The sequence below is a fragment of the Occultella gossypii genome (assembly GCF_019947135.1).
In the GTDB taxonomy this organism is placed as follows: domain Bacteria; phylum Actinomycetota; class Actinomycetes; order Actinomycetales; family Beutenbergiaceae; genus Occultella; species Occultella gossypii.
Genome location: NZ_JAGSHT010000007.1, coordinates 16,476 through 39,724, shown reverse-complemented (window position 1 = coordinate 39,724; position 23,249 = coordinate 16,476). Strand labels below are relative to the sequence as shown.

23 protein-coding genes are annotated in these 23,249 nt (G+C 71.0%); 15 read left to right on the top strand and 8 right to left on the bottom strand.

Annotation, left to right across the window (positions count from 1 at the left end; all coding sequences use genetic code 11):
- Nucleotides 1-46: 46 nt before the first annotated feature.
- Complete coding sequence (locus tag KCQ71_RS06880) at nt 47-439, bottom strand: VOC family protein (RefSeq protein WP_223404218.1); 393 nt, start codon at nt 437-439, stop codon at nt 47-49.
- Nucleotides 440-528: 89 nt separating this feature from the next.
- Here KCQ71_RS06880 and KCQ71_RS06875 point away from each other — a divergent pair, with 89 nt between their 5' ends.
- The 6 genes from KCQ71_RS06875 (at nt 529) to KCQ71_RS06850 (ending at nt 4,573) form a co-directional block, all read left to right on the top strand.
- The gene (locus KCQ71_RS06875) at nt 529-1,296 is read left to right on the top strand and encodes a TetR/AcrR family transcriptional regulator C-terminal domain-containing protein (RefSeq protein WP_223404216.1); all 768 of its coding nucleotides are present in this window, start codon (nt 529-531) and stop codon (nt 1,294-1,296) included.
- A gap of 163 nt (nt 1,297-1,459) precedes the next feature.
- On the top strand, nt 1,460-1,903 hold the full coding sequence (locus KCQ71_RS06870) for a DUF6325 family protein (protein WP_223404214.1): 444 nt from the start codon (nt 1,460-1,462) through the stop codon (nt 1,901-1,903).
- Between the two features lie 48 nt (nt 1,904-1,951).
- Nucleotides 1,952-2,251 carry an SHOCT domain-containing protein gene (locus tag KCQ71_RS06865; protein WP_223404212.1) on the top strand — a complete coding sequence of 100 codons (300 nt, stop codon included), beginning with the start codon at nt 1,952-1,954 and terminating at the stop codon, nt 2,249-2,251.
- A gap of 81 nt (nt 2,252-2,332) precedes the next feature.
- On the top strand, nt 2,333-3,064 hold the full coding sequence (locus tag KCQ71_RS06860) for a LamB/YcsF family protein (protein WP_223404210.1): 732 nt from the start codon (nt 2,333-2,335) through the stop codon (nt 3,062-3,064).
- 10 nt (nt 3,065-3,074) lie between these two features.
- Complete coding sequence (gene pxpB / locus KCQ71_RS06855; RefSeq protein ID WP_223404208.1) at nt 3,075-3,686, top strand: 5-oxoprolinase subunit PxpB; 612 nt, start codon at nt 3,075-3,077, stop codon at nt 3,684-3,686.
- Nucleotides 3,683-4,573 (top strand): 5-oxoprolinase subunit C family protein, encoded by an 891-nt coding sequence (locus KCQ71_RS06850; protein ID WP_223404206.1) that lies wholly within the window; start codon nt 3,683-3,685, stop codon nt 4,571-4,573. Before pxpB ends, KCQ71_RS06850 begins: the two co-directional genes overlap by 4 nt.
- A gap of 40 nt (nt 4,574-4,613) precedes the next feature.
- On the opposite strand, the gene KCQ71_RS06845 is transcribed toward KCQ71_RS06850, so the two are convergent.
- The 5 genes from KCQ71_RS06845 to KCQ71_RS06825 form a co-directional block, all read right to left on the bottom strand.
- Nucleotides 4,614-5,462 (bottom strand): mechanosensitive ion channel family protein, encoded by an 849-nt coding sequence (locus KCQ71_RS06845; RefSeq protein WP_223404204.1) that lies wholly within the window; start codon nt 5,460-5,462, stop codon nt 4,614-4,616.
- Nucleotides 5,459-7,192, bottom strand: coding sequence for a SulP family inorganic anion transporter (locus tag KCQ71_RS06840; protein WP_223404202.1), 1,734 nt, complete (start codon nt 7,190-7,192; stop codon nt 5,459-5,461). The genes KCQ71_RS06845 and KCQ71_RS06840 overlap by 4 nt, the downstream gene beginning before the upstream one ends.
- A gap of 2 nt (nt 7,193-7,194) precedes the next feature.
- Nucleotides 7,195-7,911, bottom strand: a complete 717-nt coding sequence (locus KCQ71_RS06835) for a hypothetical protein (RefSeq protein ID WP_223404200.1) — start codon at nt 7,909-7,911, stop codon at nt 7,195-7,197.
- Complete coding sequence (locus KCQ71_RS06830; RefSeq protein ID WP_223404198.1) at nt 7,908-8,306, bottom strand: DUF7144 family membrane protein; 399 nt, start codon at nt 8,304-8,306, stop codon at nt 7,908-7,910. Before KCQ71_RS06830 ends, KCQ71_RS06835 begins: the two co-directional genes overlap by 4 nt.
- Nucleotides 8,307-8,412: 106 nt before the next feature.
- Entirely contained in the window at nt 8,413-8,709 is a 297-nt protein-coding gene (locus tag KCQ71_RS06825) for a hypothetical protein (protein ID WP_223404196.1), read from the bottom strand.
- 123 nt (nt 8,710-8,832) lie between these two features.
- Between KCQ71_RS06825 and KCQ71_RS06820 the strand changes: the two genes are divergently transcribed.
- The 4 genes from KCQ71_RS06820 to KCQ71_RS06805 all read left to right on the top strand — a co-directional run bounded on the left by KCQ71_RS06820 (nt 8,833) and on the right by KCQ71_RS06805 (nt 15,314).
- Nucleotides 8,833-9,507 carry a GAP family protein gene (locus KCQ71_RS06820; RefSeq protein WP_223404194.1) on the top strand — a complete coding sequence of 225 codons (675 nt, stop codon included), beginning with the start codon at nt 8,833-8,835 and terminating at the stop codon, nt 9,505-9,507.
- A gap of 144 nt (nt 9,508-9,651) precedes the next feature.
- The gene (locus KCQ71_RS06815) at nt 9,652-12,399 is read left to right on the top strand and encodes a LuxR C-terminal-related transcriptional regulator (protein ID WP_223404192.1); all 2,748 of its coding nucleotides are present in this window, start codon (nt 9,652-9,654) and stop codon (nt 12,397-12,399) included.
- Between the two features lie 66 nt (nt 12,400-12,465).
- On the top strand, nt 12,466-13,566 hold the full coding sequence (locus tag KCQ71_RS06810) for an AI-2E family transporter (RefSeq protein WP_223404190.1): 1,101 nt from the start codon (nt 12,466-12,468) through the stop codon (nt 13,564-13,566).
- Complete coding sequence (locus KCQ71_RS06805) at nt 13,563-15,314, top strand: SulP family inorganic anion transporter (RefSeq protein ID WP_223404188.1); 1,752 nt, start codon at nt 13,563-13,565, stop codon at nt 15,312-15,314. The genes KCQ71_RS06810 and KCQ71_RS06805 overlap by 4 nt, the downstream gene beginning before the upstream one ends.
- 5 nt (nt 15,315-15,319) lie before the next feature.
- Here KCQ71_RS06805 and KCQ71_RS06800 read toward each other — a convergent pair whose 3' ends face one another.
- Nucleotides 15,320-15,526, bottom strand: a complete 207-nt coding sequence (locus KCQ71_RS06800; protein WP_223404186.1) for a DUF8691 family protein — start codon at nt 15,524-15,526, stop codon at nt 15,320-15,322.
- 206 nt (nt 15,527-15,732) lie between these two features.
- Here KCQ71_RS06800 and KCQ71_RS06795 point away from each other — a divergent pair, with 206 nt between their 5' ends.
- From KCQ71_RS06795 to KCQ71_RS06775, 5 genes are all read left to right on the top strand, one after another.
- Nucleotides 15,733-16,230 (top strand): DUF1269 domain-containing protein, encoded by a 498-nt coding sequence (locus tag KCQ71_RS06795; RefSeq protein ID WP_223404184.1) that lies wholly within the window; start codon nt 15,733-15,735, stop codon nt 16,228-16,230.
- 6 nt (nt 16,231-16,236) lie between these two features.
- The gene (locus KCQ71_RS06790) at nt 16,237-16,701 is read left to right on the top strand and encodes a hypothetical protein (RefSeq protein ID WP_223404182.1); all 465 of its coding nucleotides are present in this window, start codon (nt 16,237-16,239) and stop codon (nt 16,699-16,701) included.
- A gap of 78 nt (nt 16,702-16,779) precedes the next feature.
- On the top strand, nt 16,780-18,081 hold the full coding sequence (locus KCQ71_RS06785; protein WP_223404180.1) for an MFS transporter: 1,302 nt from the start codon (nt 16,780-16,782) through the stop codon (nt 18,079-18,081).
- Nucleotides 18,078-20,864: a DUF2804 family protein gene (locus KCQ71_RS06780; RefSeq protein ID WP_223404178.1), complete on the top strand. Its 2,787-nt coding sequence runs from the start codon at nt 18,078-18,080 to the stop codon at nt 20,862-20,864. The genes KCQ71_RS06785 and KCQ71_RS06780 overlap by 4 nt, the downstream gene beginning before the upstream one ends.
- An 86-nt stretch (nt 20,865-20,950) precedes the next feature.
- Nucleotides 20,951-21,331, top strand: coding sequence for a VOC family protein (locus KCQ71_RS06775; protein WP_223404176.1), 381 nt, complete (start codon nt 20,951-20,953; stop codon nt 21,329-21,331).
- Nucleotides 21,332-21,365: 34 nt separating this feature from the next.
- Here the strand turns inward: KCQ71_RS06775 and KCQ71_RS06770 are convergent, their stop codons facing one another.
- Entirely contained in the window at nt 21,366-23,066 is a 1,701-nt protein-coding gene (locus tag KCQ71_RS06770; protein WP_223404174.1) for an alpha-galactosidase, read from the bottom strand.
- Between the last annotated feature and the right edge of the window lie 183 nt (nt 23,067-23,249).

Genomic DNA, 23,249 nt, shown 5'->3' with positions numbered 1-23,249 from the left:
GGGCGGATGAGATTTCTGGGACCGTGTGCGCCGCAAGCGCCGGACCTCACTGCTGGTCAGGCGCCGCGACCCACTGCACGAGCTGGTAGATGACGCCGTTCGGGTCCCTCATCTGGAAGTACCGCTCTCCCCACGGTTCTGTCTCGATCTCGGTGACGATCTCGACGCCCTCGCCGCGCAGCCGCTCGTACTCGGCGTCGATCCCGTCCACCGTGAAGACGACGAGAAGGCCGTCGGCTGGCCCGGCGGCCGAGGCCGGTTTGAACGTCGGCAGCCCTACCCGCAGATAGATGAGGGTGATGCTCGCCTCGGGATGTGTCAACGCGACGAATCCGTCCGCCGCCATGACCTGTGCGAAGCCCAGGTGATCGCGGACCCAGGCGGCCGAGGCCTCGACGTCGGGCACGTTGAGCGACAGGGATGACTCGGTGATGCGCATGGGGTCTCCTTCTAACAAGTAATGGCGTACGGCGTACAAGGTAATTACACCGTACGCTGCACAACGATCGGGATGCAAGAATCATTCCCATGGGCGACGACGAATCCGAGGTGGGCAGTAGCGACCGGACCCTCGCCCTGCTCTGGCGCGGTCAGGGACCGCAGGTCCCGCGCCGTCGCGGACCTACGCCCGCACACACGCTCGACGAGGTGATCGCGGCCGCGATCGCGCTCGCGGACGCCGATGGACCGGCGGCGCTGAGCGTGCGAGCCGTGGCTGCCGCAGTCGGCATGGCACCGATGTCCCTGTACACCCATGTGCCCGGGATGTCGGAGCTGACCGACCTCATGGTCGATCAGCTGTATCTGGCGATGCCGCGCCCGGCGTGGGGGCGCCGGCGCTGGCGCGGCAGGGTCCGGGCCGTGGCCGAGGCGAACCGGGACCTGCTCCGGGCGCACCCATGGCTGGTGGAGGTCGTGGCGCTGTCCCGGCCGCCCCTCGGCCCCGGCCAGACGGCCAAGTACGAGCATGAGCTGGCCGCGTTCGACGGTACCGGTCTGTCCGACGTCGACGTCGATGCCGCCCTGACCTTCGTGCTCGGCTTCACCCAGCAGCAGGCACTCGCCGAACGCGCGGTCGAAACGGCGCGCCGCGACTCCGGTGCCACGGATGCACAGTGGTGGGCCGTGAACGGGCCCCTGCTCGCGAGCGTGCTCGACCCCGCCCGCTATCCGCGGGCCGTCCGGATCGGTGCGGCGGCCGGTGTTGCCCAGGGCGCCGCGTACCACCCGGACGCGGCGTTCGGGTTCGGCCTGGACCGGGTCCTGGCAGGTCTCGCGGACCTCATCGAGTCCTGAGTCGGCCACCGGTCAGGTGCTTTCATCCTGGTTGGGTGAGGCGCCCCCGCGGGCTCGGCGAGCATGCTGGTCCGTGGGCGGAGGGCCCCGGTGTCGCGCCACGCTGCTGTTGCCACAGATCGCGCGGCGGGCACCACCACCGATCGGATCCGGAGGATGCACCATGACCGAAACTCTCGACGAGATCGGCCCCATCGACTACCTCGTTCTGGAGTTCCCGGGCAACCAGTTCCGCGGTGATGTCTTTCCGCGACTGCTCGATCTCGTGGACGGCGGGCTGATCAGGATCATCGACCTGCTGTTCGTCCGCAAGGAAGTCGACGGTGAGGTCGTGATGCTGACCGTCTCTGACCTGGACGGCGATGGCGAGCTCGACCTCGGGGTCTTCGAAGGTGCCTCGACCGGGCTGATCGGGGAGGACGACCTCGACGATGTCGGCGGGGTCATCGAGCCGGGCAGTTCCGCCGCAGTGCTGATCTACGAGAACGTGTGGGCGGTTCCGTTCGCGGCAGCCGTCCGGGCCTCCGGCGGGCAGTTGGTCTCCACCGGCAGGATCCCGCTCGAGGAGTTCCTGGCGTCCCTCGACGAGACCGAAGCGGACGCCTGAGCCCGACCGATCCGACCATCCACCCGGACCCATTGGAAGGGACCCACCATGCCACGACTGCTTCGCACCATGGCTCGTACCGCCGCGATCGCCGGCACCGCCACCGCCGTCTCCGGCCGCGTCGCCCACCGCCAGGCCGGTAGATGGCAGGAACAACAGGCGGCGCAGGCACCTCCGCCGCAGCAACCCGCCTCCGCCGCGCCGCCCCCTGCGCCCGCCGCTCCGGCACCGAGCGCCAGCATGGATGAGAAGCTCGCGCAGCTGAAGGATCTCGGCGCGCTGAAGGAGCAGGGCATCCTCTCCGACGCCGAGTTCGAGGCCCAGAAGGCCCGCATCCTGGCCGGCTGAGGCGGCGCTGCCACACCGGGCGATCTGATCGTCCCGGGTGGGCGCGGCGCAGTCCCACCCCGTGCGTGGGATCATCGGTGCATGCTGGACCTGAACGCCGACCTCGGTGAAGGCATGGGCGACGACACGGCCATGCTTGCGGTGGTCACCAGCGCCAACGTGGCCTGCGGCGGACATGCAGGCGACCGGGCCACGATGCGCGCGGTGTGCGAGGCGGCCGCCGCGCGCGGCGTCCGGGTGGGGGCCCATGTCGCCTACCCGGACAGGGAGAATTTCGGCCGCAGGTTCGTGGACCTCACCGAGGCGGACCTACTCGCACACATCACCGAGCAGTTCGGCGAACTCACCGACATGGCGGCGGCAGCCGGCACCCGGGTGAGCTACGTGAAACCGCACGGTGCGCTCTACCACGCGGCCGGCTCCCACCCAACGCACGCACGAGCGGTGGTGACGCTCGCACGCGGGGCGGGACTCGCCGTCGTCGGTGCCCCCGGCAGCCTGGACCTGGACCTGGCCCGCGACGCCGGCCTGACCGCGATCGCGGAAGGCTTCGCGGACCGCGCCTACACCCCACTCGGGACCCTCGTGCCGCGCACCGAACCCGGAGCGGTGCTGCACGACGCGGCAGCCATCGCGGTCCGGGTGGCCGGCCTGATCCGCACCGGCGCGCTCACCGCCGTCGACGGCAGCCAGGTCCGCCTGGACGTGCGGACCATCTGCGTGCACGGCGACAACCCGGACGCCGTCGCGATCGCGACCCGGGTCCGCGCCGAGCTCGAGCGCGCCGGCATGACACCGGTGCCGTTCAGCTGAGGTGGGACCGATGCAGATCTGGCCCAGCGGCGAGCGCGCCGTCCTAGTCGAGGTGGCGACCCTCGCCCAGGTGCATGCGCTCGCCGCGGCCCTGGCCGCCGCGTCCGATCCCCGGATCGTGGATGTCGTTCCCGCGGCCCGTACCGTACTCGTGGTCGCGGACTCCGCCGCGCACCTGCCGGGCGTCGCCGCACGGGTACGGGACCTGGACAACGACGTGCCGACTGCCCGTCCGGTGGGAGGCCTGGTCCGGATCGCGGTGCATTACGACGGCGCGGATCTCACGGACGTGGCGGGCGCCACCGGTCTGACCGAGGCCGAGGTGGTCGCCCGGCACACCGCACCCGAGTACATCGTGGACTTCATCGGATTCGCCCCGGGCTTCGGCTACCTCTCCGGGCTCGACCCGGCGCTGAACCTGCCGCGGCTGATCACACCCAGGCTGAGGGTGCCCGCCGGTTCGGTCGCGATCGCCGCCGACCGCACCGCTGTCTACCCGCGCGCCTCCCCGGGCGGCTGGCGCCTGCTCGGGCGGACCGACGCGCCCCTGTTCGACGTGACCGCGGACCCGCCGGCGCTGCTGCGGGCAGGAATGCGGGTCCGGTTCGAGGTGGCCGGGTGAGCGACCGAATTCTGACCGTACTCGCGGTAGGTGGTGGGCTCACCCTGATCGAGGACCTCGGCCGTCCTGGGTTCGCCGCGCTCGGTGTGTCCCCCTCCGGCGCTGCCGACCGGGGCGCGCTGATCGCCGCGAACCGCCTGCTGGGCAACGACGACGGCGCGGCCGCCCTGGAGGTCACCATGGGTGGCCTGACGGTGCGGGCCGAGTCCGATCTGCTCCTCGCCCTGACGGGAGCGTCCGCCCCGGCCACCGTCGACGGCGCCGCGGTGCCATCCCACCAGGTGCTTGCGGTGGCGGCGGGATCCGTCGTGCGGCTCGGGATACCGCGGTGGGGCCTGCGCACCTACCTCGCGGTCGTCGGTGGGCTCGCCGTGCCAGAGGTCCTCGGATCCCGTTCGACAGATGTCCTGTCCGGGCTCGGTCCCGAGCCATTGCGCAGCGGCGACGTGCTGCCCGTCGGGTGGGCGCGCTCCGCCCTGGCGACGATCGACGCCGGCCAGGCCCCGCCGACGGGCCCCGCGTTCATGCTCGACGCCATGCCCGGGCCGCGCCGGGACTGGTTCACGCAGGACGCCTGGCGGACGCTGTTCGCCGGCCGGTATCGGGTCACGGACGTCGGCGACCGGGTCGGGGTGCGACTGCGCGGCGCCCCGCTGAGTCGCGCCCGCGACGACGAGCTTCCTTCGGAGCCGGTGGTGGCGGGCGCGGTGCAGGTGCCCCCCGACGGACAGCCGCTGATCTTCGGGCCGGACCATCCCGTGACCGGCGGATACCCGGTGATCGCGGTGCTCACCGAGTCCGCACGGGACGCCGCCGGTCAGCTCCGGCCCGGGCAGGACGTACGGTTCCGGCATCACGTCTCGCCGGTGGCCCGGACCGACGTCTGATCGCGCCGGGGCCGTGCGCCCACCCGCGTGGCGGATAGCGTCAGAGCGACGGCGCCGGACTCAGCGGCGGTGCCGGCGGAGGCGAGGTGAGGCTCACCGTGAGGCCGGCTTCGGCGAGGCCCTCGGAGACGACGCGAACCACGTTCGAGCCCACCTTGGTGTTCGCACCGGCCTCGTGCCAGACCCGGATCCGCCCGGTGGTCCGCTCCGGAGTGCTCGCCACCCAGACCAGGTCGGGGGCCGGCTCGGCGAGGACCCCGTCCACGGCGGCGGCCAGCGTGACGGCGGTCGTGGCGACCGCCGTCAGCCTGCTTACGTCCGTGGTCCGGACCTCGATCTCGGAACGTACGGACCCCTTGACGGGTTGGATCACCAGGGGGTCGGAGAGGAGCTGGGCGTTCGGGACGTGGATCACCTTCCCGTCGGAGGTCCGCAGCACGACGGATCGGGCGTTCATGTCGGTGACGGTGCCCCAGCGGTCGTCCGTCTCGACCCAGTCGCCGACGCGCAGGGGTTTACGCATCTGCAGGATCAGGCTCGCGCCGAAGTTGTCGGCCACGCCCCGCAGGGCGAAGTAGGCCACCACCGCAATGAGGATCACTGCGGCGAGCACCGGTTGGATCTGCGCGCCGAGGACCGACAGCGCGATCCCGACCCCGAGCAGGACGATGAAGTAGCCCACCGCGCGCGAGCAGGTGTAGGCCACTTCGTAGGGGACCGCATCGGTCTTGGTGAGCAGCCGCATCACCGTGCGCCGGCCCGTACGTGACCCGACCCAGGTGAGGATCACCACGATCACGACCACGAGGAGGTCCCAGCCGTTCAGGCTCGCGGAGTCCACCAGTTCGGTCAGCTGGTCCGTCGGGTTCTGTCCCTCGGCGCCGATCACGGCTCGGCCGGTCTCGGATCGTCCCAGCTGGCTTCCGAGCCGGAGCCTGCCCCGAGCACGCCGATCGCCTCGGCGACCGTGGCGAACGGTCGGGGACCGCCGGCGCGATCGGCGCGCAGGACATCCCGGACCTGACCGATGTTCCCTGCGATCGCGAACGCGACATGGTCCCGAGCCAGGTCGTCGGTCAGTTCCGCCAGCGCGGTCGCGCCGCTGACGTCGACGAACGGCGTGGTCTGGGCATCCAGGACCACCAGTCGGGTCTGTGGTGTGCGCCGACGGAGGATCTCGTCCTTGACATGGTCGGCGTTCGCGAAGAACAGTCCCGACTCCACCCGGACCACCAGCACCGCCGGGTCCACCGGATGGTCGGCATGCGCCTGTGCGTCCACCCAGTTGCCGTCCACGTCGGTGAGGCGGCGCACGCTCGGGCGCGATGCGCGGTACAGCAGGAGCAGGATCGAGGTCACGATGCCGATGATGAGACCGGGCAGGGTGTCGAAGACGAGGACCCCGAGCAGTGCGGCGACCGCCCCGATGAAGTCGGCGCGCGCGGCGGAGCCATAGGTGCCGCCCAGGCGCGGGGTCCAGACCCGGTAGAGCCGCACGATCGCCTTCGTGTCGACCATCTCGATGACCGCACAGATGACCACGGCAGCCAGCACCGCCTCCGGCAACTCCTCGAACAGCGCGGTCAGGAACAGCAGCGTGATCAGGCTCAGTGCGGCCACGACGAGGCCGCTCACCTGCGAGCGGGCACCGGCCGAGCCGTTCACCGCGGTCTTGGACAGGCTTCCGTTGACCACCATGCCGGAGGCCAGCCCGGAGCCGAGGTTCGCGGCGCCGAGGCCGATGAGTTCCCGGTTCGCGTCCACCTCGTAGCCGTTCCTCGCGGCGTACGTCTTCGCCGCTCCCAACCCCTCGGCGAACGCGATCAGCATGACGCCGACGGCGGGACCGGCCAGCTGGGCGTAGTCGTTCCAAGTCGTGGACGGCAGGCCAAGAGTCGGCAGGCCCGGGTCGATCTCGCCGACCACGTCGAGGCGATCGCTCAGACCGAATACGTGGACCGTGACGATCCCGACCAGCACCACGGCCAAGGACGCCGGCACCACCGGGAGCCATCGCTTCAAGGCCAGCACGATCACCAGGGACAGCACGCCGATGACGGTCGTCAGAACCGAGAGCTGGCCAAGCTCCCCGAGCACCTGGACGAATTTGCCGATCGCGCCCTCTCCGCCGCCCTCGACCCCGAACAGCTTCGGGAGCTGCCCGATGATGATCGTCAGCGCCAGGCCCACGATGAAGCCCTTGAGGACCGGCTCCGAGATGAACGTCGCCACGAAGCCGAGCCGGGCCAGTCCGGCCAGGATCGCGAGCACACCGGTGACGACCGCGAGCACGGTCGTCAGGACGATGAAGGCGTCGGAGTTCCCGGGTGCGAACTCGGCGATCGTCGCCGCGGAGAGGGCCGCCGTGGCGGACATCGGACCGACCACCAGGTGTCGCGAGGAGCCGAATGCGGCATACGCGATCAGTGCTGGTACTGCCGCGTAGAGGCCGACCACCGGCGGCACGCCGGCGATCGTCGCGTATGCGAACGCCTCCGGCACCATCACCGCCCAGACCGTGAGCCCGGCGACCAGGTCGCGGCGGAGCCACTGGCCCTGGTAGCCGCGCAGCGAGCCGAAGAGCACTGGCACGCGCCCGGCCCCGGATGCGGGGGACATGGTCAGGCGACCTCCAACTGACCGGTGGCCCGCCGGAACAAGATGACGGCAGAGGCTGCGGCTACCCACACCGGGACCACGAGGACGACGGCGCGCACGGACGTCAGCGACAGCAGCAGCACCGCGACTGCCAGGTAGCTCAGGGCCGCGAACCAGAGCGGGAACAGTTTCGCCCGCAAGCCACGGGTCGTGCTGGCCAGGATGAACACACCGGCCGTGCGGAATGCGTAGATCAACAGCAGGGTCTGCGCGTAGGACGTCATCGTCGAGGCCTGCTCGAGCGTGACGAGATCGGCGGCGGCGTTCGAGCCGTTGAGACGGACCGCGGAGACGCCCGTCACCGCTGCGGCGGCCGCGACGAAGATCATCGCGACGAACAGCACACCGGACGTGATCTGCACCGTGTCGAGCAACGGGTCCTCCCGGCGCGCGAGGGAACGCAGCCGGTGCCGGGATGCGGCGATGAACCACAGGAAGGCCAGGCCCGAGAACGGCACGAGATAGAACCCGGCCACGATCACGGCGCTGCCGCCGGCACCCTCGTAGTAGGCGGTGAGCTCATCGTGGGTCGCCGAGTCCGGCACCTGGTCGAGGACCACGAAACCGACGACGAACAGGACCGCGAAGAGCAGGCCGGCGAGGCCGGCGCCGGAACCCTGGAACAGCCGCGCCCGCACCGGTGGAGCAGTCCCGCCGTCGGGCTCCTGCGGTGCGGTCACGACGCCTGTTCGGCTTCCTCGCCGTGTACGACGAGCGCCCACAGGACGACCATGTCGAGGGCGATCACGACGATCGACCACCACGGTGTCAGTGGTAGGTAGAGGAACTGGGTCATCATGTTCAGGCCGACCACGACCACGGCGCCGATCCGGGCCCAGCCCTGCCCGGCGAGCAGGCAGATGCCGACCACGATCAGCAGGACACCGATCGCGATGTGGATCCAGCCCCAGGAGTTGACGTCCAGGAGCAGGATCTGGGTGCCGACCTCGACGATGCCGATGTCTCGTGCACCCACCGCGTAGATCCCGCTGAGCAGATTGAACACCCCGGAACTGAGCATGATCAGGCCGGCGAACCAGATCCAGCCGACCCAGGCGGTCACCTTCCTCGCCATCGTCCACACCTGCCTTTCATCGGTCCGGCACCCACCGCGGGACCCGGTCGTCTCCAGCCTGGAACGTGGCCGGAACGACTGCCTCACCCCAACGTGATGAGACAGCTCAGAACGGCCGGACGTCGAGGATCCGGCAGAGCCGCTCGAACCGCAGACCGTGGTCGGTCAGCACGCTGACTAGTTCGGCCACACCCTCCGGATCTGGCACCGCGCAGGCCAGCAGCGTTTGATCAGCGATCGGTGTGACGCTGACGAAGTCGATGCCGATGAGCCGATCGGGGCGCACGGCACCGTCCACGAGGACCTGGTAGAGCACGCTGACCTCCTTCGGCATCGTCGTGACCGAGGACGGTCCGGGGAACGGGCGGGGCGCCGACGGTGCGGACCAGGTTCCGAGTCTCACCCGCGTCGACAGAACTGCGAACCACCCGTTCGGGATGAGTGCGCCGCCGGCGGACCGGGCGAGGATGACAGGGGTCGGGATCCGGCCATGGCGGTCGGTGTGGCGAGGACGAGGAGGCCCGGGATGGGCGAGGCGATCGGTCAGTCGTTGCCGATAGCGGTCGGTGTGATGGTCTCCCCGATGCCGATCGTGGCGGTCGTGTTGATGCTGGTCTCCGCGCGGGCCAGGTCGAACGGCATCGCGTTCGTGCTCGGATGGGTCGCGGGCATCGCCGTGGTCGGATCGGTCGTGCTGCTCCTCGTCGGCGACACGGCCGGCGGGGACGACGGCGCCACGCCCGTCTGGGTGGGCCTGTTGAAGCTGGCACTCGGCCTGGGGCTGCTGTTCCTCGCGGTGAAGCAGTGGCATGGCCGGCCCGGCAGCGACGTTGAGCCGGTGGCGCCGAAGTGGATGGCCGCGATCGAGACGTTCACCCCCGTCAAAGCGTTCGGTCTCGCGTTCCTGCTGGGCGGCATCAACCCGAAGAACCTGCTCCTGGTCGTCGCGGGGGCGACCGCGATCGCGCACGCCACAGGTGCCCGCGGCGATCAGTTCGTGGCCCTGGCGGTGTTCACCGTGGTGGCCAGCATCGGTGTCATCCTCCCGGTGGTCCTCTACCTCGTGATGGGCGAGCGGGCGGCGCGGCTGCTCGAGGGCATGCGGGCCTGGATGTTGGCGAACAACGCCGTCATCATGTCCGTCCTGCTACTGGTCCTGGGAACCAAGGTGATCGGGGATGCGATCGCCATCCTCGTCTGACGTGTCGTCGTGCCGCGCTCACGCGTGACCCGCGAGGGCGGGCCTGTTGACAGGGATGTGACGCGCTCGCTTGGATGGCTGCAGGGGGACGGGCACGAGGCGGTGTGCGTCAGTCATGGCTGGGGACTCGGGCAGGACGACCGGATGATCTCGGATGGGCTCAGGGGGGCACGCGAGGACGCCGAACGCGTCATGGCGGACTCGGGTGCAACGGGCGTTCGGCACCCGCTCTTCGACCTGGCTGCCCGCGAGGAGACATCTCCGGAGCCCGACGGCGACATGGCCTGGGCGACGACGACACCGTCCGCGAAGATCGAGGTCCCGAACGTCGGGGCGCACCTGCTTGAGCGCCGCGGGCTCCTGGACCGGCTGACCGAGTGCGTGGCCGACCACCCGCTCACGCTCGTGACCGCACCCGCGGGCTACGGCAAGTCCACCCTGCTGACGATGTGGTGTTCGAGGACGGACGCAACCGTCGCCTGGTTGACCATCGACGAGTTCGACAACGACCCACGCAGGTTGTTCCGTGGCCTGGTCAACGCACTCCGGACCGCGGTGCGCCGGTCCGGACGATCCGACGGGGCTCGCCTGTTGGCGCTGGTGCCACGGTACCGGGTGGATCCCGAACAATACGACGCGCTACTGACGGCGCTGGAGGAACTCCGGACGCCGATCGTGCTGATCATCGACGACCTGCACGCCGTGGATGACGTGGCTTCCCGGGAGGTGGTCGGCCGGCTGATGCGGTTCGCGCCCCCGAACCTGCGGCTCATCCTGTCCGGCCGGTCCGACCCGAACCTGCCCGTGCACAAGCGCCGTCTGGACGGCGAACTCGGAGAACTTCGGGAGGCCGACCTGTGCTTCGACCGGGCGGAGGTAGCCGCCCTGGCAGTGCAGTCCGGGCTCGAGCTGGACGAACCGGACACCGACCTCCTGCTCGAGTCGACCGGTGGTTGGCCCGTCGCGACCCGGATGGCGATCGTGGCGCTCGGCGCCTCGACGGACCGGCACGGTCGGCTGCAGGCCATGGGCGGGGCGGAACTGCCGTTGACCGGGTACCTCACGGACGAGATCCTCGGCACACTGCGCCCGGAGCTGGCCGAGTTCATCCTGCACGCCACCATCGGTGACCGGATCAGAGGCGACCTGGCCGAGGTGCTCCATCCGCACGGGGCAGCACTCCTGGAGGAGTGCGTTCGGCTCGGCGTCTTCCTGACCGCGCTCGGGGGTGACGAGCAGGAGTTCCGCTGGCACGCGTTGTTCGCGTCGCAGTGCCGGGCGATCCTGCAGCGCAACGATCCGGAGGCGGCGCTGAGCCTGCGTCGCCGGGCCGCCCGGTACTGGGCTCCGGTCGATGTGCCGCTCGCGGTCTCGCTCGCCGTGGCGGGCGGGGATGGCACCTTCGCGCTCGAGTTGGTGCTCGCGCAATGGCCGGATCGGCTGCTCCGCGGCGAGACGGAGCTCCTCCGGCGCCTGTGCGCACAACTACCGTCGGCCGAGGCCGATGACGCCGAGATCCTGCTGGTGCTCGCGCTCTGCGAGTTCCTCGACCAGCGCAGCACGAGCAGCGCGACGAGGGCGCGCGCACAGGCCCGGGCCGCGACGTTGCCGACGGAACGCGCACGCCACGTCGAACTCGTGGACGCCCTGCTCCAGTTGTTCGTGGCAGGCCGGGATACGGAGGTGGTCACAGCACGCGACCGGGTCCGCGAACTCCTTCCGTCCGACGACACCGGGGACCGTGCGGTCGAGGCTTTCGCGCATTTCCTGCTCGGTGAAACGGCAGTTCGGCTGGACGACGATCCCGCCGGTGCCCTGGCGGACCTCCAGCGGGCCGAGGACCTCGCCTCCGGCTGCGATCTGCACGAGCTCGCAGCGGCGAGCACCGCCATGGCGCCGGTCCCACTGTGGATCCTCGGTCGCTTCGACGAGGCCGCACGGCTGGCGCGTGCCGCGGTCGACGACGGCCGACGCGCCGGGCGGGCCGGTTCCAGTTCGCTCGTCCCGGCTCATCTCGTCCTGGGTGTGGCCGAGTACTGGCGCGATCACACCGAGCAGGCTCGCGGGCATCTGGAGGAGGCCATCCGGCGGGCCCAGCCCCGGCAGGGAAACCTCCGCAGGCGGGCGGCGTTGGTCCTGATGATCGTCGGGCTGTCCACGGACGACGCCGCGCTCGTCGAGGTCGCTCGGGTGACGGCGCAGCCTGATCCGGACGACGGGGGTGGCAGGCTCACCGAGCCGATCGCGGAGATAGTGGAGGCGATACGCGAAGACGTCCTGGGTGACCCGGTCGCCGCGTTGGCCAGGGTCACCGTGATGGACCCCGGCCAACTCGAGTCCAGCATCCTCGTCTGGATCGCGGACCTGCACCGGCGCGCCGGCTCGTACGCGGACGCACGTGCCGTGCTGGCCGGCATCCCCGCCTCGCGGCGGACCGCGCACATCGCGATGTACGCGAATCTGACCGAGGCATTGATGTCCGCCGAGGAGGGGGCGGTGGAAGAGGCCCATGTGCTGCTCGAGCGGACGCTCCGGATATCGTTCGAGTCGGATCTGACGCGCCCGCTCGTGCTTCACGGGAACGCCATCGCTCCGTTGCTGTCCGAGCACCTGGCCTGGGGAACCCAGTACGGCACGACCGTCGGCGAGCTCGTCACGCGAATGCGAGATCGGGTCCCGCTCCGCCGGTCGCCCTCGTTCTGGGAACTCACGGACCGGGAGATGACGGTCCTGACCTACCTCCGCTCGCCCATGACGGCCGCCGAGATCGGACGGTCCCTGTTCGTCTCGGCGAACACGGTCAAGACGCACATGCGTGCCGTCTACCGCAAACTGGGCGCGTCCGGGCGGCGGGAGGCGGTCCGGATCGCTGTGGAGCGCGACCTCCTCTGAGGGGCCACCGGCCTTCATGCGGATGGGGTGAGTCCGGCGGACGGTCCCCGGCGTACCGTCCACGACGTGAGCGCGTCCCTACCCGTCGTGGACCGGCGACCACCGCCATGGCTGCCCCGCGCGCTCGTCCAGGTGGTCATCGCCGCCATCGTGGGGGTGATCGCGTTCGGGATCCTCGGCTCCCTCCGGGGAATCGTCTCCACCGTTCTGATCGCGTTCGTGCTCGCTCTGGCGATGGAGCCGGCGGTCAACGCACTGGTCCGGCACCGGTGGCGGCGGGCCGTGGCGACGGCAGCCGTGATGGTGGGCGGGCTCGTCGCCGTCGTCGCGCTCATCACCGTCTTCGGGAACCTGTTCGTGACCCAGCTGGTGCAGCTCGTGGCCGCCCTGGACGAGGCGCTGGTCGCCGTCCGGGCGGGCCTGGACCCGGCGCTCGCGGGCCAGATCCCGGACCGGCAGGCGCTCGTGACCGAGGCCCTGGAGCGGTACGGCGCCGATCTCGCCAGCGGGATCCTGGGCATCGGCGGGGTGCTCGCCTCAGGCTTCATCACCGCGACGGGCGTCCTGCTGATCGCGTTCTACATGCTTGCCGCGGGACCCCGGCTGCGGATCGCGATCTGCCGGCCGCTGGAGCCGATGCGGCAGGCTCGCGTGCTCGCGATGTGGGGGATCGCCCAGGACAAGCTCTCCGGCTTCATCGCTTCCCGCGTCGTGCTGGCGCTCGTCTCAGCCACCTGCACCACGCTCTTCCTCGCGGTGATCGGCCTCGACTACGCCGTGCCGCTCGGCCTGTTCGTCGGCGTCGTGTCCCAGTTCGTGCCGACCGTGGGCACCTACATCGCGGGCGCACTGCCGATCGCGGTGGCCGGCGTGCAGTCGATCGGGCTGGGCCTTGTGGTGCTGGCGTGGATCATCGCCTATCAACAGTTCGAGAACCTGATCCTCTCGCCCCGGGTCTCGTCCAAGGCGCTCGAGATCAACCCGGCCGTCTCCTTCGTGGCGGTGATCGCGTTCGGCGCGGTGCTCGGACCGATGGGCGCCTTCATCGGCCTGCCCCTCGCGGCGACCGCGCAGGCGGTGATCTCGACCTACCTGCAGCGGCACGAGTTGATCGACTCGGCACTGCTGCGTGACGACCCGGTCACCCGCGGGCAGGAACCGACGTGACCGAGGAGTCCGCTCGCGCGCGCCGTCGCCCGCGCCTGCCGCGGTGGAAGGACCTGCGGACCGACATCGTCGCGGGACTGCCGGGCGCGATCTCGTCGGTGCCGGACGGCATGGCCTCCGGGGTGCTCGCCGGGGTGAACCCCGTGCACGGCCTCTACGCGAGCTTCGCGGGTCCGCTGGTGGGCGGGATGACCGCGAGTACCCGGATGATGGTCATCACCACCACCAGCGCGGCTGCGCTCGCGGCAGGTTCGGCCATCTCGACTGTGCCGCAGGGGCAGCGGTCCGACGCGATCATCTGGCTGACGCTGATCGCCGGAGGGCTCATGGTGGCGGCTGGGTTGGCGCGCCTGGGCCGGTACACGAGGTTCGTCTCCCATTCGGTGATGACGGGCTTCCTCACCGGGGTCTCGGTGAACATCATCTTCGGGCAGCTGCCGGACCTGACCGGTGCGGATGCTTCCGGAGCCGTGGCGCTCCTCAAGGCCTGGGACGTGATCAGCCATCCCGGGCGTATCGATCCCGCGTCGCTGCTGATCGGGCTGTCGGCCCTGGCGCTGCTCATCGTCCTCGGCAAAGGGCGTCTGGCGATGGTGAGTTCGCTGATCGCGCTGGTCATCCCGACGGCCGCGGTCGCGATCCTCGGGCTCACGGTGGCCGATGTGTCCGACGTCGGCACCATCCCCACGGGCCTACCCCTGCCGCAGATTCCCGATCCCGGGGCGTTCTCCCTCGGTCTGGTCGGTGGTGCTTTCGCCGTCGCTGCCATCGTGCTCGTGCAGGGCGCGGGTGTCGCCGAGTCCGCGCCGAACCCGTCCGGACGGCGTTCGGACGCCAATCGCGATTTCGGTGCCCAGGGCTGGGGGAATGTGGCATCCGGGGTCTTCGGGGGGATGCCGGTGGGCGGTTCCGTCGGGCAGACCGCGATCAACGTCGCCGCCGGCGCCCGGACGCACTGGGCTGCGGTCTTCTCCGGCGTCTGGATGCTCCTCATCCTGGTGGTCTTCGCGGGCCTGGTCGGCCGAGTGGCGATGCCGACGCTGGCCGCGATCTTGATCTACGCGGCCGTCGGGTCCCTGAATCCTGCGCGGATCCGCACGATCTGGAGCGCCGGCGCCAGTTCCCAGATCGCGCTCACCACCACCTTCGTGGCGACACTCGCCCTGCCGGTTGTCGTCGCCGTCGGGATCGGGGTGGCCCTCTCACTTCTCGTCCAGCTCAACCAGGAGGCCGTGGACCTGAAGGTGGTGCGACTGCAGCGCGACGACGAGGGTCACCTGGTCGAGGGCCCGGCGCCGGCGGCCCTCGCCGCGGGTGACGTCGTCGTCCTGGACGTCTACGGCAGCCTGTTCTACGCGGGTGCGCGCACCCTGCAGGCCCGGCTGCCCGATCCCGGGATGGCGACCGACGCGGCCGTCGTGCTGCGTCTGCGGGGCCGGACCACCCTCGGGGTCACCTTCTTCACGGTGGTCTCCGAGTACGCCCGGCGCCTGGAGGTCAACGGCGGGCGGCTCTACCTGAGCGGCCTCGGGACGGACATGGTGAAGTACTGGGACGAGGAGCGGCTCAGCGGGGTGGGGGCAGCCCTTGAGGTGTTCCCGGCCACGGAGGTCGTCGGCGAGTCGACGACGCACGCCATGGAGGCGGCGAGCAGCCGGCGGGTTCGACACCGGCCGGCAACGGGCGACGGACCCGCTGCGCGTGGCGGAACCGACGGGGACGCGGCACCCGACCCAGGTTCCGGCTGAGGCGCTCAGGGGGACTCGACATCCGCCGTCCGGACCTCCTTCACGGTCAGGCCGTGCGCCGTGACGGCGTGCAGGATCCCGACCAGCGCGGCGACGTCGGGAACCTGGCAGTGCAGGATCGTGTCGCGCTCCGCTGCCGTGATCGTGATGTCGCCCAGCGCGGTCACCAGCGCCCGGTCGAAGCGCCCGCGTACCCGGATGTCGTAGCGCATCGCACCTCCGTCCGCCCGTTCGGTCGGGGGCCAAGCCTCGTTGGTGTGCGCCGTCCACGCCTCACGCGTTCCGGACGAGGCTCGGCAACGTCGGGCTCACCCGCCATGGATGAGGCGTCCGGCCGGCGGGCTTCGGACGATGGTGGGGTACAGACCGGCTTCGGTGCTCGTCCGGGCCGGTTCACCCACCATGAGGAGACTGAAGCATGGCAACGCTGAGTGTTTGGAAGTTCGAGACAGCCGAAGGGGCGGATGACGCGGCCGTGGCCCTCGGGGAGCTGTCGAAGCAGGGCTTGATCACGGTCGACGATTCGGCGACCGTCTCCTGGGAGTCCGGAAAGAAGAAGCCGAAGACGCGCCAGGGCCTCAATACCGCGGGCGTCGGTGCCCTTGGTGGCTCGTTCTGGGGGCTGCTTTTCGGGCTGATCTTCTTCGTGCCGTTCCTCGGTGCGGCCATCGGCGCCGGGATCGGGGCGCTCACGGGGGCGCTGACCGACGTCGGTATCGATGACGAGTTCATCGGCTCCGTCCGCGACCAGGTGGTCCCCGGCACGTCCGCGCTGTTCCTGATGTCCGAGAACGCCGTCGTGGACAAGGTGCGGGACAGCCTCCGGGCCCGGGGCATCCAGGGCACCCTGATCCAGTCGAACCTCAGCAATGAGCAGGAGGCGCAGCTGCGCGAGGCGTTCTCCGAGGAGGCCTGACCCACCATGCAGGAAGCCGCCGGGGCCGGGCCGATCGTGACCTGGGTCGTCGTGGCCCTGGCGCTTGCGGCCCTGGCGGGGATCGCGATCGGCACCGCGTCCCGCCGGTCCGGCCGTGCGGTGCGCTGGCATGACGAGGCGAACGGTCTGGCCGACCAGGGCGGCGAGGTCGTGGACGCGGTGCGGATCTGGGCCGGGCACACCGGTGCCGCCGGCGCCGGTGTGTGGTCCGACCTGCAACGCCGCAGCGCCGACGTGGCCCGGTCCGTTGAAGAGTTGAGCCAGCGGACCAAGGCTGCCCGTCCGCGGGAACTGGCCGAGCGGGCCGCCGCCACCGCAGGCGCGCTCGGCGGCCGGGTTGCGGAGTACGCGGGCGCTGAGCCTGGCGCCGATCAGGGCGCCCGGTCCGAGCTCCTCGCCGCAGCCGACGAGCTGGACCGGGCCCTGGCAGCTCTGCGCACGGCGGTGTAGCCGGACCATCCCGCTCCATTCGGCGCTCTCCGGCGCAACCGAATCCGGAGGCCCGGGCATCCTGGCTAGAGTGCGCTGATGACTCCGAACCCCGCCGGCGTCTCCGGTCGCCTGTGGCTGTGGATCGTCCTGCTCGGCCTCACCGGCCAGCTCGCCTGGACGATCGAGAACATGTACCTCAACGTGTTCGTCCACGAGACGATCACGGACGATCCGACGGTGCTCGCCGTGCTGGTCGCGGCCAGCGCGATCGCGGCCACGTTCGCGACGCTGCTCGTCGGCGCCTGGTCGGACCGGGTCGGGCGGCGGCGGGAGTTCATCGCGTCCGGGTACGTCCTGTGGGGGCTGACCACGGCCGGCTTCGGGCTGGTCGGCGTGGACTCGGCGATCCCGAACGGGGTCGCCATCGCCGTGATCACGATCGTGCTGCTCGACTGTGTGATGAGCTTCCTAGGCTCCGGGGCCAACGACGCCGCCTTCCAGGCCTGGGTCACTGACTCCACCAACCCGGGCAACCGGACCAGGATCGACGGCGTGCTCCAGACCCTGCCACTGCTGAGCATGCTGATCGTGTTCGGGGCGCTCGACCCGATCACCCGCGCCGGCAACTGGCAGCTCTTCTTCGCGATCATCGGCGGCCTCACCACCGTCGTCGGCCTGGTCGCATGGTTCGGGATCCGCAGCGCACCCAGCCCGCAGCCGAGCGGGACCTACCTGTCCTCGGTGGTGCATGGGCTCCGGCCGTCCACCGTGCGCGCGAACCCTCGTCTGTACACCGTGCTGGCTGCGTGGGCCGTCCTCGGCATCAGCTTCCAGGTGTACCTGCCGTACCTGATCATCTACGTCCAGAAGTACCTCGTCATCGACGCCTATGCGGTGGTCCTGGCCTGCGTGTTGGTCGGCGCGTCGGTGATCAGCATCGTCGGCGGGCGGTTGCTCGGTCGCAGCCGGTCCCCGGGCGTGCTGCTGCCGGTGGTCGGTGTGTACGTCCTCGCGTTGCTGGCCATGTTCGCCGCCCGCGGCATGGTTCCCGTCATCGTGGCCGGCACCCTGACCATCGGCACGTTCCTGCTGGCCGGGGCGATGCTCTCCGCGACGATCCGCAACCTCACGCCGGCCGACCGCGCCGGGCAGATCCAGGGCTTGCGGATGATCGCCGTGGTCCTGCTGCCCAGCGTGATCGGCCCGTTCATCGGCGCCGCGGTGATCTCCGGCGCCGACGAGACCTACGTCGATCTCGGCGTCGCCAAGACCGTCCCGACGCCGTGGATCTTCGTGGCGGCCGCCGTCGTCGCGGTTGCCGTGATCGTGCCCGTGCGTGCGCTGCGCCGGATGCCGGGTGGCGTGAGCGAACCCGAACAGGAGACGGTGGCACCATGACGATGCTGACCGAATGGGGTGAGCGGCTCGACCCCGCCGCAGTGCTCCAGGAGTACCCGCGGCCGCAGCTGGTCCGGGACTCCTACCTGAACCTCAACGGGATCTGGGCACACGCCTTCACGGACGCGCTCCACACGCGCGTCCCGGACCACTGGGACGGTGACATCCTGGTGCCGTTCTCGCCGGAGGCGCCGCTGTCCGGGGTGGGCCGGACCCTGCAGCCGCACGAGGCCCTGTGGTACAGGCGCGAGTTCGAGCTGCCCGCCGGCTTCGCCGGCGACCGGGTGCTGCTCCATTTCGGCGCGGTCGACCAGGACGCGGAGGTGTTCGTCGACGGCACGCTGGTGGGCGAGCACCACGGTGGATTCCTGCCCTTCGCGCTCGACATCACCGACGCGCTGGCCGGGTCCGGCACCCACGAACTCGTGGTCCGGGTCCGTGACGTCACCGACTCCTCCTACCGGAGCCGGGGTAAGCAGCGGCTGCGGCCGGGCGGCATCTGGTATTCGCCGCAGTCCGGTATCTGGCAGACCGTCTGGCTGGAGTCGGTGCCGAGAGCCCATGTCGAGCGCCTCGAGATCACCCCTCACCTCGACGAGGGCGTGCTGGCGGTCCGCGTGGTCGCCGCGGGTGAATCGCCGGCACAGGTGAGTCTGAGTGCGTCCGGCACCCCGATCGAGACGATCGAGGTGGCCGCGGGCGGGACCGCCCGGTTCCATGTCGACCGGCCGCGCCTGTGGTCGCCGGAGGACCCGTACCTGTACGACCTCGAGGTGGTCCTGGGCGAGGACCGCATCACCTCCTACGCGGCGATGCGCTCGGTCGGGATCGGCTCCGACGCGGCCGGCCGCACCCGGCTGCTGCTCAACGGTGCGCCCTACCTGCACTCCGGCCTGCTCGATCAGGGGTACTGGCCGGACGGACTGCTCACCGCACCCTCCGATGAGGCGATCGTTGGCGACATCACGACCGCGAAGCGGCTCGGGTTCACGATGCTGCGCAAGCACATCAAGATCGAGCCACAGCGCTGGTACCACCACTGCGACCGGCTCGGGATGCTGGTCTGGCAGGACTTCGTCAACGGCGGCCGGTCGTACAACCCGGCTGTCATCACCGCGCCCGTGCTCACCCCGCTCACGCTTGACGACACACGGCACCGCCTGTTCGGCCGCCAGGACGAGGTGGGCCGCACGGAGTTCCTGGCCGAGTCCGAGGCATGCGTCGAACTCCTCCGGAACACCCCGAGCGTGGTCGCCTGGGTGCCGTTCAACGAGGGCTGGGGACAGTTCGACTCGGCCGCGTTCACCGACCGGCTCCGCTCGCTCGACCCGACCCGGATCATCGACTCGGTCAGCGGTTGGCACGACCAGGGCGCCGGAGACGTGGCCAGCCGGCACGTCTACTTCGTGCCCTACACGCTCAGTGACGCCGACGAGCGCGACCCACGGGCCGCCGTCGTCAGCGAGTACGGCGGGTACAGCCACCGGGTAGGTGGCCACGTCTGGAGCGAGAGCGAGTTCGGGTACCGCCGGATCGCCGACCGGGGCGCGTTCGGCCGGGCCTACCTCCGCCTCCAACAGGCCCAGATCCGGCCCGCGATCGCCCGCGGGCTGTCCGGCTTCGTCTACACCCAGCTCGCCGACGTCGAGCAGGAGACGAACGGGCTCCTCACCTACGACCGCAAGCACCTCAAGGTGGACGCCGGCGCCGTCCGGGCCTCCAACGACGGGCTGCGCAGCGAGTTCGGAGCCGCCGTCGGTACCGGGGCGATGCCGGTCGGTGTCGCCGAGCGGGAACTGACCGCGCCCGTGGCGCTGACCCGCCCCGACGGCCGTCTCAACCCTGACGCCATCGGCTGGTGCCGCACCCCGCTGGTCCGCACCGACGGCGTCGGGCGGGGCCGGTACGGCAAGGGCCGCAACAAGCGCTGGGAGTACTGGGCCGTGACCACGCCCACCCACGTGGTCGCCATGACCACCTCGCACATCGACTACGCGGGTGTGCACGGGCTGTGGCTGTGGGACCGGCGCACCGGCGCCATCCGCGGGCAGGACGTGACGGCCCCGTTGGGCGTCGGGGTCTCACTGCCCGGCACCCTCGAGGACGGGTCGACGACCCTGCGGATCCTTGGCCTTGCCGTCCGCATCGAGGAGGTCGACGGCGGTACTCGCCTTCGCGCGATCGGCGACCGGGTCCGCGTGGACGTCCTGGCGCACCGGCCCGCCGGGCACGAGTCCCTCGGCGTCGTGGTGCCCTGGAGCGAGCGGCTGTTCCAGTACACCGTCAAGGACGTCGCGCGCCCGGCGACCGGGCGGATCTGGATGGACGGGGTCGAGCACCGGCTCGCCGAGGGGCAGTCGTGGGCCACGCTCGACCACGGCCGGGGCCGTTGGCCGCACCGGATGCACTGGAACTGGGGCGCCGGTTCCGGACGGACGGACGGCCGGGTGCTCGGCATCCAGCTCGGTGGGAAATGGACCGACGGCACCGGGTCGACCGAGAACGCGATCTTCGTGGACGGCCGGCTGCACAAGATCAGCGAGGAGCTGGTCTGGGACTACGACACCGAGGATTGGCTGCGGCCCTGGCGGGTCTCCGGGACCGACGTCGACCTGACCCTGACCCCGGAGCATGACAAGGTCAGCGGTATCGACCTCAAGGTGATCTCCTCCTTCACCCACCAGTGCTTCGGCACCTGGTCGGGCCGGGTCCGGGTCGAGGGGCAGTGGCTCCGGGTCGCGGACGTGTTCGGGTGGGCCGAGGACGTGCACCAGCGCTGGTGACGCCGGCCCGCTCGGCTGGGCCGACCTTGACCGCATGACGACGTGGCGCAAGGCTGGTTACGCCACTGCGATCAAAGGAGAGTCCCATGAGCGAACCGACGCCCGCGCCCCTGAACACCGTGACCTGGTGGGAACTGCCGGTCGCGGACCTGGACCAGGCGAAGTCCTTCTACGGCGCCGTGTTCGGGTGGAGCTTCACCCCGTTCGGCGAGGGATACGAAGGCATCCTGAACGGGACCGACATGATCGGCGGGCTCTGGCAGGCGCCCGAACTCGCCCCCTCGGACGGCATCCGGGTCTACGTCAACGTCGCCGACCTCGAGGCGACCCTCGCCGCGGTCGAGGCCGCCGGCGGCACCGTTCGCAACACCCGTGAGGAGGTCGGTGGGGATATGGGCTGGTGGGCGCAGATCGTCGACCCCGGTGGCCGGCTGGTCGGGCTGTGCACCGACAACGCGGCCACCTGAGTCGGGCGACCCCGCCGGCGCACCCACGCCCGGTTCACCCGACCCGGTCGAGCACCACCAGGTCCGCATCCGGGGCGACCCGATAGCCGATCTCGATCCCAGCGCCGGCCGCGTCCGCCGCTGACACGATCGCGTCGCTGCCTCGGACGCGGTAGCTGCCGTCGAGCCCGGCGAGCCGGACGTGCTCGCGGACGCCACCCCGCGAGAAGGCGAGCAGCACGACCGTGTCCGCTCCGCCGTCGGGCTCGGTTCTGCGGTACTGCACCACGTACTGCCCGACGGCGGGACTTCCGTGCCGGGTCACGTCACCGTCGAGGATGACCGGCCGGAGCCCCCGGTAGGCCCCGACGAGGTCGCGGGCGGTGGCGAGGTCGGCCGGTGACCAGGCGCCCAGATCCCCGCCGACGCCAAGCACACCGCACATCGCGACCAGGAACCGGAACGCGAGGCTGGTCGGCTCGGTGTCCAGCCGGTCGGGTTCGTCCGTGGCCCAGGAGGCCATCCAGGACGCGCTGTACGCAGACAGGAAGCCGTGCTGGATCGCGAGCCGGTCCCGCGGCCCGGTCTCGTCGCTGGCCCAGACCACGTCGCTGCGGGCGAGCACCTCGGTGTCCACCCGGCCGCCGCCGGACGCGCATGCCTCCAGGGTCACGGCGGGGAACTCCGAGCGGACCAGGTCCAGCAGCCGGTAGTAGGCGCGGGCGTGCTGGATCGACCATTCGAGACCGTGCGGTTCGCCGGGTCGTCCGCCGTCGCCGACGGGGCGGTTCATGTCCCACTTGAGGTAGGTGATGTCGCGGCCGGTGAGCAGCCGGCGCAGCATGTCCGCCACGAACGCCTCCACCTCGGGCCGGCCCAGGTCCAGCACGTGCTGGTTGCGGACCGTGACCAGTGGGCGCTCGCCCGCGCGATAGACCCAGTCGGGGTGCGCCCGGAACAGGTCCGAGTCGGGGTTCACGCACTCGGGCTCCACCCAGATCCCGAACCGCATGCCGAGGTCGCGGACGCCGTCGATGAGCGGGCCGAGCCCGTCCGGGAACTTCGCCGGGTCCACGTCCCAGTCGCCGAGCCCGGCGGCGTCCGAGGTCCGGCCGCGGAACCAGCCGTCGTCCACCACAAACACCTCGGCGCCGAGGTCTGCGGCCCGCCGGGCCAGGGCGAGCTGGTGGTCGGCGCGGACGTCGAACGTGGTGGCGTACCAGGAGTTGTAGACGACCGGGTGGTGGTGGGCGGCGGCGTCCCGGCGCAGGACGGTGCGCTGGAAGCCGTGCCATGCGCCGGGCAGGTCGGCCGGTTCCGCGGCCCGGATCGCATAGGTGCGTGGCGTCGTGAACGAGGCGCCCGGCTCGAGTTCGACCACGCCGGTCTCGTCGTCGACGCCGGCGCCCACCCGGACCCGGTCACGGAACGGGACCGCGTCGACCGTCATCGACCACGACCCGCTCCAGGCGAGGGCCACGGAGAAGGTGGCGTGGATGATGCCGCCGTCGGGCGCGTCCGGCTCTCGGGGACGGACGCTGACGACCGGCGCGTACAGGTGCGAGGTGAGCCCGGTGCGCGAGCCGATCGCGAACGTCCCGGCGGGCAGGTCGACGGTGACCGGCGTGAACTCCCGGCTCCAGGCGCCCGCCAGGACGCCGACCCGCGCGCCGGGTCCGACGGGCAGTTCCCAGGAGCCGCCGAACGCGCGGTGAGCCGGATCGGAGCGGTGGAGGTGTTGACGATCTGCGCCCACTGGGCGACGGCGCCGTGCCGCGTGTCGGATTCCACGAAGAGCGTGGCCTGCACGCCGCCGTCGGGATCGGAGTGCTCCGCGGCGAGCCGGGTGCGGGTGCCCGTGCGGGTGAGCCGCACCGGCCCGAGCCGCAGGCGCGCGCCGGTGCGCCCGTCCGGCCGTTCGGCCAGCAGGTCCGCCCGC

Coding starts and splice junctions, on each gene's coding strand:
- KCQ71_RS06880 (WP_223404218.1), bottom strand. CDS start 439: ATGCGCATCACCGAGTCATCCCTGTCGCTCAACGTGCCCGACGTCGAG.
- KCQ71_RS06870 (WP_223404214.1), top strand. CDS start 1,460: ATGACCGAAACTCTCGACGAGATCGGCCCCATCGACTACCTCGTTCTG.
- KCQ71_RS06860 (WP_223404210.1), top strand. CDS start 2,333: ATGCTGGACCTGAACGCCGACCTCGGTGAAGGCATGGGCGACGACACG.
- KCQ71_RS06865 (WP_223404212.1), top strand. CDS start 1,952: ATGCCACGACTGCTTCGCACCATGGCTCGTACCGCCGCGATCGCCGGC.
- KCQ71_RS06840 (WP_223404202.1), bottom strand. CDS start 7,192: ATGTCCCCCGCATCCGGGGCCGGGCGCGTGCCAGTGCTCTTCGGCTCG.
- KCQ71_RS06775 (WP_223404176.1), top strand. CDS start 20,951: ATGAGCGAACCGACGCCCGCGCCCCTGAACACCGTGACCTGGTGGGAA.
- KCQ71_RS06820 (WP_223404194.1), top strand. CDS start 8,833: ATGGGCGAGGCGATCGGTCAGTCGTTGCCGATAGCGGTCGGTGTGATG.
- KCQ71_RS06800 (WP_223404186.1), bottom strand. CDS start 15,526: ATGCGCTACGACATCCGGGTACGCGGGCGCTTCGACCGGGCGCTGGTG.
- KCQ71_RS06795 (WP_223404184.1), top strand. CDS start 15,733: ATGGCAACGCTGAGTGTTTGGAAGTTCGAGACAGCCGAAGGGGCGGAT.
- KCQ71_RS06815 (WP_223404192.1), top strand. CDS start 9,652: ATGATCTCGGATGGGCTCAGGGGGGCACGCGAGGACGCCGAACGCGTC.
- KCQ71_RS06875 (WP_223404216.1), top strand. CDS start 529: ATGGGCGACGACGAATCCGAGGTGGGCAGTAGCGACCGGACCCTCGCC.
- KCQ71_RS06785 (WP_223404180.1), top strand. CDS start 16,780: ATGACTCCGAACCCCGCCGGCGTCTCCGGTCGCCTGTGGCTGTGGATC.
- KCQ71_RS06790 (WP_223404182.1), top strand. CDS start 16,237: ATGCAGGAAGCCGCCGGGGCCGGGCCGATCGTGACCTGGGTCGTCGTG.
- pxpB (WP_223404208.1), top strand. CDS start 3,075: ATGCAGATCTGGCCCAGCGGCGAGCGCGCCGTCCTAGTCGAGGTGGCG.
- KCQ71_RS06780 (WP_223404178.1), top strand. CDS start 18,078: ATGACGATGCTGACCGAATGGGGTGAGCGGCTCGACCCCGCCGCAGTG.
- KCQ71_RS06830 (WP_223404198.1), bottom strand. CDS start 8,306: ATGGCGAGGAAGGTGACCGCCTGGGTCGGCTGGATCTGGTTCGCCGGC.